At 72.8% G+C, this 12,609-nt stretch carries 13 protein-coding genes; 5 read left to right on the top strand and 8 right to left on the bottom strand.

Annotation, left to right across the window (positions count from 1 at the left end; genetic code table 11):
- Positions 1–61 precede the first annotated feature (61 nt).
- Complete coding sequence (locus ACFYW5_RS04295) at positions 62–616, top strand: hypothetical protein (protein WP_389415400.1); 555 nt, start codon at positions 62–64, stop codon at positions 614–616.
- Between the two features lie 3 nt (positions 617–619).
- Here the strand turns inward: ACFYW5_RS04295 and ACFYW5_RS04300 are convergent, their stop codons facing one another.
- The 5 genes from ACFYW5_RS04300 to ACFYW5_RS04320 form a co-directional block, all read right to left on the bottom strand.
- Positions 620–778 (bottom strand): hypothetical protein, encoded by a 159-nt coding sequence (locus ACFYW5_RS04300; RefSeq protein ID WP_389415401.1) that lies wholly within the window; start codon positions 776–778, stop codon positions 620–622.
- Between the two features lie 171 nt (positions 779–949).
- Positions 950–1,456 (bottom strand): tRNA (adenosine(37)-N6)-threonylcarbamoyltransferase complex ATPase subunit type 1 TsaE, encoded by a 507-nt coding sequence (gene tsaE, locus ACFYW5_RS04305; RefSeq protein ID WP_389415402.1) that lies wholly within the window; start codon positions 1,454–1,456, stop codon positions 950–952.
- Positions 1,428–2,654, bottom strand: coding sequence for an alpha/beta fold hydrolase (locus tag ACFYW5_RS04310; protein ID WP_389415403.1), 1,227 nt, complete (start codon positions 2,652–2,654; stop codon positions 1,428–1,430). The genes tsaE and ACFYW5_RS04310 overlap by 29 nt, the downstream gene beginning before the upstream one ends.
- A 21-nt stretch (positions 2,655–2,675) precedes the next feature.
- Positions 2,676–3,863, bottom strand: a complete 1,188-nt coding sequence (gene alr, locus ACFYW5_RS04315) for an alanine racemase (RefSeq protein WP_389415404.1) — start codon at positions 3,861–3,863, stop codon at positions 2,676–2,678.
- A gap of 49 nt (positions 3,864–3,912) precedes the next feature.
- Complete coding sequence (locus ACFYW5_RS04320) at positions 3,913–4,776, bottom strand: L,D-transpeptidase family protein (RefSeq protein ID WP_389415405.1); 864 nt, start codon at positions 4,774–4,776, stop codon at positions 3,913–3,915.
- A gap of 97 nt (positions 4,777–4,873) precedes the next feature.
- Between ACFYW5_RS04320 and ACFYW5_RS04325 the strand changes: the two genes are divergently transcribed.
- Both ACFYW5_RS04325 and ACFYW5_RS04330 read left to right on the top strand, forming a co-directional pair.
- On the top strand, positions 4,874–5,245 hold the full coding sequence (locus tag ACFYW5_RS04325; RefSeq protein ID WP_250071011.1) for a holo-ACP synthase: 372 nt from the start codon (positions 4,874–4,876) through the stop codon (positions 5,243–5,245).
- A 22-nt stretch (positions 5,246–5,267) separates the two neighbouring features.
- Positions 5,268–6,707 carry an NAD(P)H-hydrate dehydratase gene (locus tag ACFYW5_RS04330; RefSeq protein WP_389415406.1) on the top strand — a complete coding sequence of 480 codons (1,440 nt, stop codon included), beginning with the start codon at positions 5,268–5,270 and terminating at the stop codon, positions 6,705–6,707.
- 15 nt (positions 6,708–6,722) lie between these two features.
- On the opposite strand, the gene glmS is transcribed toward ACFYW5_RS04330, so the two are convergent.
- The 3 genes from glmS to ACFYW5_RS04345 all read right to left on the bottom strand — a co-directional run bounded on the left by glmS (position 6,723) and on the right by ACFYW5_RS04345 (position 10,466).
- Entirely contained in the window at positions 6,723–8,570 is a 1,848-nt protein-coding gene (gene glmS, locus ACFYW5_RS04335) for a glutamine--fructose-6-phosphate transaminase (isomerizing) (RefSeq protein ID WP_389415407.1), read from the bottom strand.
- A 79-nt stretch (positions 8,571–8,649) separates the two neighbouring features.
- A complete protein-coding gene (locus ACFYW5_RS04340; RefSeq protein ID WP_389415408.1) occupies positions 8,650–9,459 on the bottom strand; it encodes an ABC transporter permease in 810 nt (269 codons plus the stop codon).
- Positions 9,460–9,461: 2 nt separating this feature from the next.
- Positions 9,462–10,466, bottom strand: a complete 1,005-nt coding sequence (locus ACFYW5_RS04345) for an ATP-binding cassette domain-containing protein (RefSeq protein ID WP_389415409.1) — start codon at positions 10,464–10,466, stop codon at positions 9,462–9,464.
- A gap of 184 nt (positions 10,467–10,650) precedes the next feature.
- Between ACFYW5_RS04345 and coaA the strand changes: the two genes are divergently transcribed.
- The gene (gene coaA / locus ACFYW5_RS04350) at positions 10,651–11,619 is read left to right on the top strand and encodes a type I pantothenate kinase (protein ID WP_389415410.1); all 969 of its coding nucleotides are present in this window, start codon (positions 10,651–10,653) and stop codon (positions 11,617–11,619) included.
- Between the two features lie 18 nt (positions 11,620–11,637).
- Entirely contained in the window at positions 11,638–12,579 is a 942-nt protein-coding gene (locus ACFYW5_RS04355) for a DUF389 domain-containing protein (RefSeq protein WP_389415411.1), read from the top strand.
- Positions 12,580–12,609 lie beyond the last annotated feature (30 nt).

A 12,609-nucleotide genomic window follows, 5' to 3' on the forward strand; every position in this document is an offset into this window, starting at 1 on the left:
AGCGGTCACCGGCTGCTACGGTCGCCGGGAAGCACGACGTACGACAAAGAGGTGGGCGACGGTGGCAAGCAGCAGCTCCGGATTCGTGGCCGGGCTCACCACGGCGGCCCTGGTCACCGTCGGCTACCTCGCCTACCAGGCCTCGGCGAACGTCCCGGCCGACCTGGGCCGGCCGGACGCCGGCAGCACCCCCGCGGCGGCCGCCTCCAAGGCGCCCCGCGACCAGCGCAACCCGGCCGCCCTGCCCGCCGGGTCCGGCAAGGGTGAACGGGTGGTGTACTCGGTGGACGACGACCGGGTGTGGCTGGTCGGCGCGGGCGACAAGGTCAAGCGGACCTTCCAGGTGGACCCGGGCACGGTGGACCCGGCGCCGGGCGTCTACGCGGTCACCTCCCGCTCGAACGCGATCACCGGAACGGACGGCGTCCCGGTCGAGCACGTGGTCCGCTTCACCAGCGTGGGCGGTGTCGTCATCGGCTTCAGCGCGGCGGTCGACGACACGGCCGGGGCCCCGGGCGCGGCGCCCCGCACGGGCGGCATCCGCGAGACCCGGGCGGACGGCGACGCGATGTGGGACTTCGCGACGATCGGACAGAAGGTCGTCGTGATCCGCTGACCCTCAGGCCGCCTTGCGCTCCCGCTGTGGCGGAGCCTTCGGTTCGGGGGCGCGGGGCGGGGTGGACACGGCGGTTGCCGCGGCGCATGACGCCAGCAGGTCGCGCATGGACACTCCGGGCAGCGGACGCGGCTGCGTCGCGTCCCGTTCCGTGACCGACATGGACGCCTCCTGGGAGCCGGGGGCAGACGTAGTTAGGCACACCTAACTACGGGCTGGGTACCATGTGACCACGCCCGGGACGGCGAACGCAATATCTTCCCGACGTCTTGTCGGAATGTTCATGGAGACCTCGTTCCCCGGAGACCCCGTTCACGGAGACCCGGGCGGGACTCAGGCGGACAGCGCCGGCAGACCCGCCTCGGCCCAGCGCTTTCCGAGCCCGGTCACCGTCACCTGCCGTACCTCGTCGGTCGTGTCGCCGACGGCCCGGTGGATGACGATCTGGAGCCGGTCGTCGGTCAGCCCCTCGACCTTGCCCTCGCCCCACTCCACGACGATCACCGAGTCCGGCAGCGACACGTCGAGGTCGAGGTCCTCCATCTCGTCGAGCCCGCCGCCGAGGCGGTACGCGTCGACGTGGACGAGCGGCGGACCCTCACCCAGCGAGGGATGGACGCGCGCGATGACGAACGTCGGCGAGGTGACGGCGCCCCGGACCCCGAGCCCTTCCCCTAGCCCGCGGGTCAGTGTCGTCTTGCCCGCGCCGAGCTCCCCGCTGAGCATCACGAGGTCCCCGGCGCGCAGCAGCTTGGCGAGCCGGCGGCCGAGCTCCCGCATCTGCTCGGGAGACGTGACCGTCAGCTCGGTCTCAGCCTGGTTGTGCGGTACTGCTTCCATAGCCACCCACGGTAGCGCCCGCCGGCACCGCCCCCGCGCGGGTGAGCAGGTCGGCGAGACGGTCGGTGACCACTTCCGGGTGTTCCAGCATCACCAGATGCCCGGCGTCCGGCACGAGCACCAGCTCGGCGTCGGGGAGCAGATCGGCGATGGCCTCGCTGTGCTCGCTCGGCGTGACCAGGTCCTTGACCCCGGCCAGCACCAGCACCGGCAGGTCCGCGAAGTGGACGAGCGCCTCGGTCTTGTCGTGGTCGGCGAAGGCCGGGTAGTACTCGGCGACCACGTCGATCGGCGTGCCCTCGATCAGCCGCTCGGCGAACCGCGCCACCGCCGGGTCGACGTCCCGGGAGGCGAAGGAGTACCGCTTGATGATCCCGGCGAACAGATCGGCGGTGGCCCGGCGCCCCTTCTCCACCAGCTCGGCCCGCTGCCCCAGCGCCTTCAGCACACCGGGGAGCACGCGCCGCACGGCGTTGACGCCCGCGACGGGCAGCCCGAAGTTGACCTCGCCGAGCCGCCCCGACGACGTACCGACCAGAGCGACGGCGACCACCCGGTCCCGGATCAGCTCGGGGAACTGGTCGGCCAGCGCCATGACGGTCATCCCGCCCATGGAGTGCCCGACGAGCACGACCGGCCCCTCCGGCACGGCCGCGTCGATGACGGCCTTCAGGTCCCGGCCGAGCTGCTCGATGTCGACCGGTACCCCGTCGCGCACCTGCGCGGCGCCCCGCGCGGAGCGGCCGTGGCTGCGCTGGTCCCAGTGCACGGTCCGGACGACGCCGCGCAGCGCCGCCCGCTGGAAGTGCCAGGAGTCCTGGCTGAGGCAGTAGCCGTGGCTGAAGACGACCGTGACGGGAGCCGGGGCCTTGCGTCCGAAGAGGCGGCGCCGGCGGGGGGCGGAGCCGCCCTCGGGCTCGACGTCGTCGACCTCGTAGTACAGCTCGGTGCCGTCGTCGGAGACGGCCTTGCCGGGCATGCCGCGCAGCGCGCCGTAAGGGCCCGCCGAGTCGAGCGCGAGACGGGCCTTCTGCCGCATCCCCCGGCCGACGGTGAGCCGCTCTATGGCGACCCCGGCGGCGGCGCCCGCGGCGACCACGCCTATCGCGGCGCCCGCGAATCCCGTCGCGCGGCGCCAGGCGCCGGCGGAGGCGACGGCCGCGGCGGCCGCGACGCCCTCCGCACTGCTCTCGCTCACGTACCGCTCCTCTTCGCCGGACTACTGCTGCCCGTCAGTCTGGCTCTCGTTCACATAGACGCGCGGAACACGGGTGCCGATCCGGGTGACGATCTCGTACGCGATGGTGCCGGCGGCCTGCGCCCAGTCCTCGGCGGTGGGTTCACCGCCGTCACCGGGCCCGAAGAGCACCGCGCGCGCCCCCGGCTCGGGTTCGTCGCCGCCCAGGTCCACGACGAACTGGTCCATCGCGACCCGCCCCGCGATCGTCCGCCACTTGCCGCCGACCAGCACGGGGCCGGCTGAGGAGGCGTGCCGCGGAACACCGTCCGCATACCCGACGGGGATGAGCCCAAGGGTGGTCGCGCCGGCGGTGGTGTAGGTGTGCCCGTAGCTGACGCCGTGGCCGCCGGGCACCTGCTTGACGAGCGCCACGGACGCGGACAGCGTCATCGCGGGCCGCAGCCCGAAGTCGGCGGGGCTGCCCAGCTCGGGGCTGGGTGAGACGCCGTAGACCGCGATGCCCGGCCGCACCAGGTCGAAGTGGCTGTCGGGGCGGGTGAGCGTGGCCGGCGAGTTGGCGATGTGCCGTACCTCGGGGCGCACGCCCCGCTCCTCGGCGTACCCGGTCATCTCGCGGAAGCGGGCGAGCTGGGCGTCGATGGAGGGGTGTCCGGGTTCGTCGGCGCAGGCGAAGTGCGACCACAGGCCGGTCACCTTCAGCAGCCCGTCGCCTTCGGCGGCGAGCGCCTCCCGGACCAGCCCGGCCCAGTCCTCGCCCGGCTGGCAGCCGCCGCGCCCGAGGCCGGTGTCGGCCTTGAGCTGCACCCGGGCCGGCCGCCCGGCCTCGCGGGCCGCGGCCGTGACCTCGCGCAGGGCCCACAGGTCGCTCACCGAGACGTCGAGGCGGGCCTCGACGGCCTCCCGCCAGGGCCCGCCCGGGGTCCACAGCCAGCACATGATCCGGACGTCGTCCGGCAGCCGCCCCTTGGCCCGCAGCACGAGGGCCTCCTCGGGCGTGGCGGTGCCGAGCCAGGTCGCCCCCGCCTCGACGGCCGCGCGGGCGCACGGCAGCGCGCCGTGGCCGTAGGCGTCGGACTTCACGACGGCCATCAGGGCCGCGTCCGGCGCGAGGGCGCGCAGGGCCCGCACATTGGCCCGCACGGCGGCCAGATCGATCTCGGCGCGGGCCCGCAGGGGCGCGGTCCGCAGGGCAGCAGTTTCAGTCATGGCGCCCTCAGTCTCTCAGAGGGGTCCGACGGGCCGGTCGAGCCCCGGGTCAGCTGCCGGGGCGACGGCCCCAGGCGTACACCCGGTCCCCCTTCTTCAGCACGCTCCACAGCTTCCGGGCGTCCCCGAGGCGCAGATTGACGCATCCCATGGAGCCGACGGTGGTGAAGATCGACCCGTAGACGGCGTGGAAGGCCTGGCCGCCGATGAAGAACTGCGCGTAGGGCATGGGCTGGTGGTACAGCGTGGACACGTGGTTCTTGTGCTTCCAGTAGACCTTGTGCCATCCGGTACGGGTCCGGTACCCGGCCCGGCCGCTGCGCATGGGCACCGGCCCGTACACGACCTTCTTCCCCTTCTGCACCCAGGTCAGCTGGCGGCCGAGATCGACGCAGGCGACGCGGTACGACCGCACCGGGCACTTCCCGGCGGCGTTGGGGTTCTTGCGCGCGCCGACGAGCTGCATGGTGGCCCAGGTGACGGGTCCCGCGAAGCCGATGGCGGGCTTGATCCGGTGCTTGATCTGGAAGGCCCGGATGGCCCGGCAGTCGGCGGCGGACTGCTTCCCGTCCGCCTTCCGCTTCAGCCACCGTTCGACCTGCCGCTGATAGGGCCCGGTCCGCTTGCTGCACGTGACCCGGGCGACGGCGTCCCCGAGGGGCACGTACTCGACCGGATCGTAGGCCCCCTCGGCGGCCTCCCGCGGCTCCACGGCGTCCTCGCGGGCGCTGGGCGTGTACACCACCGGCGGCAGGATCTGGTCGGGCGTGTCCGTCACCCACACCCTGGGCGCCACGCCGGGCACCAACTCCCCCTCCGGGCCGGGCGCGGCGGCCGCGCTCCCCACCGGCAGCACACACGCCGCGGCCATCACCACAGCGACACCCCGACACGTCATACGCGAGCTGATCATGCGATCAGCGAACCGCGCACCCGGACCGTCCGGAGCGTGCCGCGCGGCGGGGTCACCCGGACGTACGCACCGCGGCCCCGGCCGTAGGGTGCTCGGCATGAGCATCATCGGGGTCGGTATCGACGTGGCGGAGATCGACCGTTTCGCGGCTTCCCTGGAGCGCACGCCCGGGATGGCCCGACGGCTGTTCCTGGACAGCGAGTTGCTGCTGCCGAGCGGGGAGCGGCGGGGAGTGGCCTCGCTGGCGGCGCGGTTCGCGGCGAAGGAGGCGCTGGCCAAGGCACTGGGCGCCCCGGCGGGCCTGCTCTGGACGGACGCGGAGGTCTTCGTCGAGGACAGCGGCCGGCCGCGGCTGCGGGTGACGGGGACGGTGGCGGCCCGGGCGGCGGAACTCGGCGTGCGGTCCTGGCATGTGTCGCTCAGTCATGACGCGGGAGTGGCCTCCGCGGTGGTGGTCGCGGAAGGCTGAGGGGCGCGAGAGACTCGACCGCATGCGTACTGCGTACAGCGTGGAGACGGTCAGGGCGGCGGAACGGGACCTCATGGCACGGCTGCCGGAGGGGGCACTGATGCAGCGCGCGGCGGCGGGCCTCGCCGCGGCCTGCGCGGACCTCCTCGGCCGGGTCTACGGCAGCCGCGTCGTGCTGCTGGTCGGCAGCGGCGACAACGGCGGCGACGCGCTGTGGGCCGGTGCCCGCCTGGCCCGGCGCGGCGCGGGGGTCACCGCGGTACTGCCGGCACCGGAACGGGCCCACGCGGCCGGGCTCGCGGCCCTGCGCGGGGCGGGCGGAAGGGTGACCGGCACCGATGCCGCGGCGCCGCTGATCGAGCGGGCGGACCTGGTGCTGGACGGCATCGTCGGGATCGGCGGCAAGGGCGGCCTGCGCCCGGACGCGGCACCGCTGGCCGAGGCCGCCGCGCGGTCCCGGGCCGCCGTCGTCGCCGTGGACCTGCCGAGCGGGGTCGACGCGGACACCGGCCAGGTGCGGGGGCCGGCGGTCCGTGCCGACCTGACCGTCACCTTCGGCACCCACAAGCCGGGCCTGCTGATCGATCCGGCGCGGGAGTACGCCGGTGCGGTCCGGCTGGTCGACATCGGGCTGCAACTGCCGGAACGGGCCGCACTGGAGGCGTTGCAGCACGCGGACGTGGCACGGCTGCTGCCGGTGCCGGGGGCGGAGAGCGACAAGTACCGGCGGGGCGTGGTCGGCATCGCGGCCGGGTCCGCGCGGTACCCGGGGGCGGCGGTGCTGGCGGTGGCGGGCGCGCTGCGCGGCGGTGCCGGAGCCGTGCGGTACGTCGGCCCGGCCGGGGACGCGGTGCTCGCCCGCTTCCCCGAGACCCTGGTCTCGGACCGGGGGCCGCGGAAGGCCGGCCGGGTCCAGGCCTGGGTGGTGGGACCGGGCGCCGGGGACGACGCGGCGACGGTGGCGGAGGTGCTGGAGGCGGACGTACCCCTGCTGATCGACGCGGACGGACTGCGCCTGGCGGACCGTCAGGCGGTACGGGACCGCACGGCGCCGACCCTGATGACTCCGCATGCCGGGGAGGCGGCGGCGCTCCTGGGCGTCGCCCGGGAGGAGGTCGAGGGGTCCCGGCTGTCGGCGGTACGGGAGCTGGCGGCCCGGTACCGGGCGACGGTGCTGCTGAAGGGCTCCACGACGCTGGTGGCGGACCCGGAGGCGGCGACGCCGGTCCGGGTGAACGCGACCGGCACGCCCTGGCTGGCCACGGCGGGCAGCGGGGACGTGCTGTCGGGGCTGTCCGGATCCCTGCTGGCCGCGGGGCTCCCGGCGCGGGACGCGGGCAGCGTGGCCGCGTACCTGCACGGCCTGGCGGGACGGTACGCGGCGGACGGGGCGCCGGTCGGGGCGCACGACGTGGCGGAGGGGATCGCCCGCGCGTGGCGGGACGTGCGGACGGCCCCCTGACCGCTCGGCGCCGGGCTACTCCACCGTCACCGACTTGGCCAGGTTCCGGGGCTGGTCCACCTCGTTGCCCCGGGCCGTCGCCAGCTCGCAGGCGAACACCTGCAGCGGCACCGTCGCCACCAGCGGCTGAAGCAGCGTCGGCGTCACCGGGATGCGGATCAGATGGTCGGCGTACGGCACCACCGCCTCGTCGCCCTCCTCCGCGATCACGATCGTCCGCGCGCCCCGGGCCCTGATCTCCTGGATGTTGGACACGATCTTGTCGTGCAGGACCGACCGCCCCCGCGGGGACGGTACGACCACCACGACCGGCAGGTCGTCCTCGATCAGCGCGATCGGCCCGTGCTTCAGCTCGCCCGCCGCGAAACCCTCGGCGTGCATGTAGGCGAGCTCCTTCAGCTTCAGCGCGCCCTCCAGCGCCACCGGGTAGCCCACGTGCCGGCCCAGGAACAGGACCGTGTTCTTCGCGGCCAGGGAGCGGGCCAGCGCGCGCACCGGTTCCATGGTCTCCAGGACCTGCTCCACCGCGCCGGAGATCTCCGCCAGGTCCCGGACCACCGCCCGGATCTCGTCGCCCCACTTGGTGCCGCGCACCTGGCCCAGGTAGAGGGCCACCAGGTAGCAGGCCACCAGCTGGGTCAGGAAGGCCTTCGTCGAGGCGACCGCCACCTCCGGCCCCGCGTGCGTGTACAGCACCGCGTCCGACTCGCGCGAGATCGTCGAGCCGTTGGTGTTGCAGATCGCCAGCACCCGGGAGCCCTGCTCACGGGCGTGCCGCAGCGCCATCAGCGTGTCCATGGTCTCCCCGGACTGGGAGATCGCGATGACCAGGGACCGCGCGTCCAGGATCGGGTCCCGGTAGCGGAACTCGCTGGCCAGCTCCACCTCGCAGGGGATCCGCGTCCAGTGCTCGATGGCGTACTTGGCGATCAGCCCCGCGTGGAAGGCCGTACCGCAGGCCACCACGACGACCTTGTCGATCTCCCGCAGTTCGCTCGCCGGGATCCGCAGCTCGTCCAGGGTCAGCGAGCCGGTGCCGTCGATGCGGCCGAGCAGGGTGTCGGCGACCGCCTTGGGCTGCTCGGCGATCTCCTTGAGCATGAAGTAGTCGTAGCCGCCCTTCTCGGCGGCCGAGGCGTCCCAGTCGACGTGGTACGAGCGGACCTCGGCCGGGCTGCCGTCGAAGCCGGTCACCGTGACGCCGTCGCGGCGCAGTTCCACGACCTGGTCCTGGCCCAGTTCGATCGCGGAACGGGTGTGGGCGATGAAGGCGGCCACGTCGGAGGCGAGGAACGCCTCGCCCTCCCCCACGCCCACCACCAGCGGCGAGTTCCGGCGGGCGCCGATGACCAGGTCCGGCTCGTCCGCGTGCACGGCGACCAGCGTGAACGCCCCCTCCAGCCGCCGGCACACCAGCCGCATCGCCTCCGCGAGGTCGGCGCAGGAGGAGAACTCCTCCGCGAGCAGATGCGCCACGACCTCGGTGTCCGTCTCGGAGGCCAGCTCGTGGCCCCGCTCCGCCAGTTCGGCCCGCAGCGCCGCGAAGTTCTCGATGATGCCGTTGTGGACGACGGCCACGCGCCCGGCGTTGTCCAGGTGCGGATGCGCGTTCGTGTCCGTGGGTCCGCCGTGGGTCGCCCAGCGGGTGTGCCCGATGCCGGTGGAACCGCTCGGCAGCGGGCGGTCGACGAGTTCCTTCTCCAGGTTGACGAGCTTGCCGGCCCTCTTCGCGGCGGCCAGCCCGCCGTCCGCGAGCACGGCCACACCCGCCGAGTCGTAGCCCCGGTACTCCAGTCGCTTCAGCCCGGCCATCACGACATCGAGCGCCGACTGCGACCCCACGTATCCCACGATTCCGCACATGAACGGCAGCCTACGATCGAATCGAGCGCCAAAGCGGTCACCGCGTGCCCGATTCCGGAAATTTCCGTGCCCTGCTCCCTCATGTCTTGGCCCGGTACGCCCGCATCGCCAGCGGATAGAACACCAGCGCTATCCCGGCCGCCCACAGCAGCGACCACAGCACCGGCTCCGCCACCGGCCCGCCGAGCAGCAACCCCCGGAAGGCGTCCGAGAGATGGGTCACCGGGTTGACGTCGCTCCACGCCTGGAGCCACCCCGGCATCGTGTCCACCCGGACGAACGCGCTGCTGGTGAAGGTGACCGGGAAGATCAGGGTGAACGCGAACGCCTGCACCTTCTCCGCGTCCCCCGCCAGCATCCCGATCAGCACCGCGCACCACGACACCGCCGCCGCGAACACGATCACCAGCAGGGTGCCGAGCAGGAAGCCGTCGAACCCGCCCGTGACCCGGAAGCCGAGCAGCAGCCCGAGCCCGATCATCAGCAGCAGCGCCCACAGGTGCTTGGCGAGGTCGGCGGTGATCCGGCCGATCAGCGGCGCCGAGCGGGCTATCGGCAGGCTGCGCAGCCGGTCGAAGACTCCCTTGGTGAGATCGGTGTTGAGCGCCATCGCCGTGTACATCGTCATGAACAGGGTGTTCTGCACGATGATCCCGGGCAGCGCGTACTTCAGGTACGCCTCGGGCGACCCGGCCATCTGCCCGCCCAGGACATAGGTGAACAGGAACACGAACATGATCGGCGTGATGCTGTAGTCGACCAGTTCGAGCGGGTTGTGCTTGACCGCGACCAGGCTCCGCCAGGCCATGGTGAAGGTCTGCCGGAGGCCGGCGAGCGGCCGCACCCGGCCCGACTTCGTGAGGGGTGCCGTGACGGTGGTGGCGGCCATGATCAGTTCACCGCCCGCGCCGGCTCGGTGTCCTCGCGGACCGACCCGCCGCCGTCCTCCTCCGGTGCGCCCCCGGGCTCGGCGCGGTGGCCGGTCAGCGCCAGGAACACCTCGTCCAGCGAGGAGCGGCGCAGCGCCAGCTCGCCCACCGCTATGCCCTCCCGGTCGAGCGTGCGGACCACGGCCGGCATCAGCTCGGGGTCCTTCACCGGGGCCGTGACCGTCTCGCCCTCGATCTGGGTCTGAGCGCCGGCCGCCTCGGCCACCAGCGCGTGCACCCGCCCCAGCTCCCGGGCGGCCAACGGCCGCACCTGCAGCACCTGGCCGCCGACCTGGGACTTCAGCTGGTCCGGGGTGCCCTCGGCGATCACCCGGCCCTTGTCGATCACCACGATGTCGTCGGCGAGCACATCGGCCTCGTTCAGATACTGCGTGGTCAGCAGGGCGGTCGCGCCGTCCGCGACCAGGCCCCGCAGCAGGTCCCACAGCTCCCCTCGGCTGCGTGGGTCCAGACCGGTCGTGGGCTCGTCGAGGAAGAGGATGCTGGGCCGGCCCACCAGGCTCGCGGCGAGGTCGAGACGCCGTCGCATGCCTCCGGAGTACGTCTTCACCGCCCGCCCGGCCGCGTCCGTCAGCTGGAAGCGCTCCAGCAGTTCCCGCGCCCGCGCCTTCGCCTCGCGCCGCGGCAGGCCCAGCAAGCGGCCGATGAGCAGCAGATTCTCCGTGCCGGTCAGGTTCTCGTCGACGGCGGCGTACTGCCCGGTCAGGCCGACCAGCGCGCGCACGGCCCCCGCCTGCCGCACCACGTCGTACCCGGCGACCCGGGCCCGGCCGCCGTCCGGCCTGAGCAGCGTCGCGAAGATCCGCACGACCGTGGTCTTCCCCGCCCCATTGGGCCCCAGCAGCCCGAGCACCGAGCCCTGCCGGGCCGCCAGATCGACCCCGGCCAGCGCCTCGGTCTCCCGGAACCGCTTGACCAGCCCTTCCGCCTCGATCGCATACGTCATGGCTCACCCCTCGGGGGCCGGTGGACCCCGGCCTGGGCCCACCTCTCCCACAACTGTGACGCACACCACTGACATTCCCCGCCTTGTCCCGATTCGCCCGGAAATCCCCGGCGCGTGACGGATCCCACCCCGCCGTCCGTTCGTCCTCCCGTAACAATGGACTGTGATCTCTCCGGTCCCACCGATGCCCCGGAGCGCCCACCGGCACAGGCCGGAGGCGACTCCCTACCTCGACCTCACCCGAGCCGAGTGGAGCGCGCTGCGCGACAAGACGCCGCTGCCGCTCAGCGCCGAGGAGGTCGAGAAGCTGCGCGGTCTCGGCGACGTCATCGACCTCGACGAGGTGCGGGACATCTACCTCCCGCTCTCCCGTCTGCTCAATCTCTACGTCGGCGCCACGGACGGCCTCAGAAGCGCGCTCAACACCTTCCTCGGCGAACAGGGCTCGCAGTCCGGCACGCCCTTCGTCATAGGGGTCGCCGGTTCGGTCGCCGTCGGCAAGTCCACGGTCGCCCGCCTCCTCCAGGCGCTGCTCTCGCGCTGGCCGGAGCACCCGCGCGTGGAACTGGTGACCACGGACGGCTTCCTGCTGCCGACCAGGGAGCTGGAGGCCCGGGGCCTGATGTCGAGGAAGGGCTTCCCGGAGTCGTACGACCGCCGCGCCCTCACCCGCTTCGTCGCCGACATCAAGGCGGGCAAGGAGGAGGTCACCGCCCCCGTCTACTCCCACCTCATCTACGACATCGTCCCGGACCAGCGGCTCACCGTCCGCCGCCCGGACATCCTGATCGTCGAGGGCCTGAACGTCCTGCAGCCCGCCCTGCCCGGCAAGGACGGCCGCACCCGGGTCGGCCTCGCCGACTACTTCGACTTCAGCGTGTACGTCGACGCCCGCACCGAGGACATCGAGCGCTGGTACCTCAGCCGCTTCAAGAAACTGCGCGCCACCGCCTTCCAGAACCCGTCCTCGTACTTCCGCAAGTACACCCAGGTCTCCGAGGAGGAGGCACTGGACTACGCCCGGACGACCTGGCGGACCATCAACAAGCCCAATCTGGTGGAGAACGTCGCCCCCACCCGCGGCCGGGCGGCCCTCGTCGTGCGCAAGGGCCCCGACCACAAAGTGCAGCGGCTGAGCCTGCGGAAGTTGTGAGCTGGTAGAAAGGCGCCCATGCTGCATCTGCGCCTGATCACGCCTCCCGGCAAGACGGACGAGGTGGTCGGCCTGATCGAGTCGACCGTCGGCACCACCCATCTCGTGGTGCTGAAGGGGGCCGCCCGTACCCCCGCCGGTGATGTCGTCATGTGCGACGTGGCGCGCGAGGCGGGGGACGAACTCCTCAACGGGCTGAGGCGGTTGGAGATCGAGGACTGCGGGTCCATCGCCGTCGAGAGCATCGACCTCTCCCTGTCCAAGCGCGCGGACAAGGCCGAGAAGGACGCCCCCGGCGAGGCCGCGGACGCGGTCCTGTGGGAGCAGCTGACGGACGCGACCCACGAGGAGTCGACGCTCTCCGTCACCTACCTCGCGTTCCTCACCCTCGCCACCATGATCGCGGCCTGCGGTGTGGTGCTCGACAACGCCATCCTGATCGTGGGCGCGATGGCCGTCGGCCCGGAGTTCGGACCACTGGCGGGCTTCAGCACGGCGCTGGTGCAGCGCGCCCCGCGGTTGGCGCTGCGGTCACTGGTCGCACTGCTGGTGGGCTTCGCCGTGGCCATGGCGGTGACGGTCGGCTTCAGCCACTTCATGGACGCGATCGACCTGTTCAGCAGGGAGCAGTTGGACGCCAAGCGCCCTCAGACGGGCTTCGTCTACGCCCCCGACTGGTTCTCGTTCATCGTCGCGATCCTGGCCGGCATGGCCGGCACCCTCTCGCTGACCTCGTCCAAGTCGGGCGCCCTGGTGGGCGTCGCCATCTCGGTCACCACGGTTCCGGCGGCCGCCAACGCGGCGGTGGCCCTGAGCTTCGGCGACACCGAGCAGACCGTGGGCTCGACGGAACAGCTCCTGCTGAACCTCTTGGGCATCGTCCTGGCAGGCACCTTGACGCTGCTGGCCCAGAAGTGGTTCTGGGCACACTCAAGGCGCCGGGCAGGCACACCCACCTAGGGGCGCGGGGAACTGCGCGACAAGCCACGA

Source organism: Streptomyces sp. NPDC002779, from assembly GCF_042888685.1.
Lineage (GTDB): Bacteria > Actinomycetota > Actinomycetes > Streptomycetales > Streptomycetaceae > Streptomyces.

Excerpts from the sequence above, each read along its gene's own strand:
- ACFYW5_RS04300 (WP_389415401.1), bottom strand. The coding sequence starts at position 778 with ATGTCGGTCACGGAACGGGACGCGACGCAGCCGCGTCCGCTGCCCGGA.
- tsaE (WP_389415402.1), bottom strand. The coding sequence starts at position 1,456 with ATGGAAGCAGTACCGCACAACCAGGCTGAGACCGAGCTGACGGTCACG.
- alr (WP_389415404.1), bottom strand. The coding sequence starts at position 3,863 with ATGACTGAAACTGCTGCCCTGCGGACCGCGCCCCTGCGGGCCCGCGCC.
- ACFYW5_RS04320 (WP_389415405.1), bottom strand. The coding sequence starts at position 4,776 with ATGATCAGCTCGCGTATGACGTGTCGGGGTGTCGCTGTGGTGATGGCC.
- ACFYW5_RS04325 (WP_250071011.1), top strand. The coding sequence starts at position 4,874 with ATGAGCATCATCGGGGTCGGTATCGACGTGGCGGAGATCGACCGTTTC.
- ACFYW5_RS04330 (WP_389415406.1), top strand. The coding sequence starts at position 5,268 with ATGCGTACTGCGTACAGCGTGGAGACGGTCAGGGCGGCGGAACGGGAC.
- glmS (WP_389415407.1), bottom strand. The coding sequence starts at position 8,570 with ATGTGCGGAATCGTGGGATACGTGGGGTCGCAGTCGGCGCTCGATGTC.
- ACFYW5_RS04340 (WP_389415408.1), bottom strand. The coding sequence starts at position 9,459 with ATGGCCGCCACCACCGTCACGGCACCCCTCACGAAGTCGGGCCGGGTG.
- ACFYW5_RS04345 (WP_389415409.1), bottom strand. The coding sequence starts at position 10,466 with ATGACGTATGCGATCGAGGCGGAAGGGCTGGTCAAGCGGTTCCGGGAG.
- coaA (WP_389415410.1), top strand. The coding sequence starts at position 10,651 with ATGCCCCGGAGCGCCCACCGGCACAGGCCGGAGGCGACTCCCTACCTC.
- ACFYW5_RS04355 (WP_389415411.1), top strand. The coding sequence starts at position 11,638 with ATGCTGCATCTGCGCCTGATCACGCCTCCCGGCAAGACGGACGAGGTG.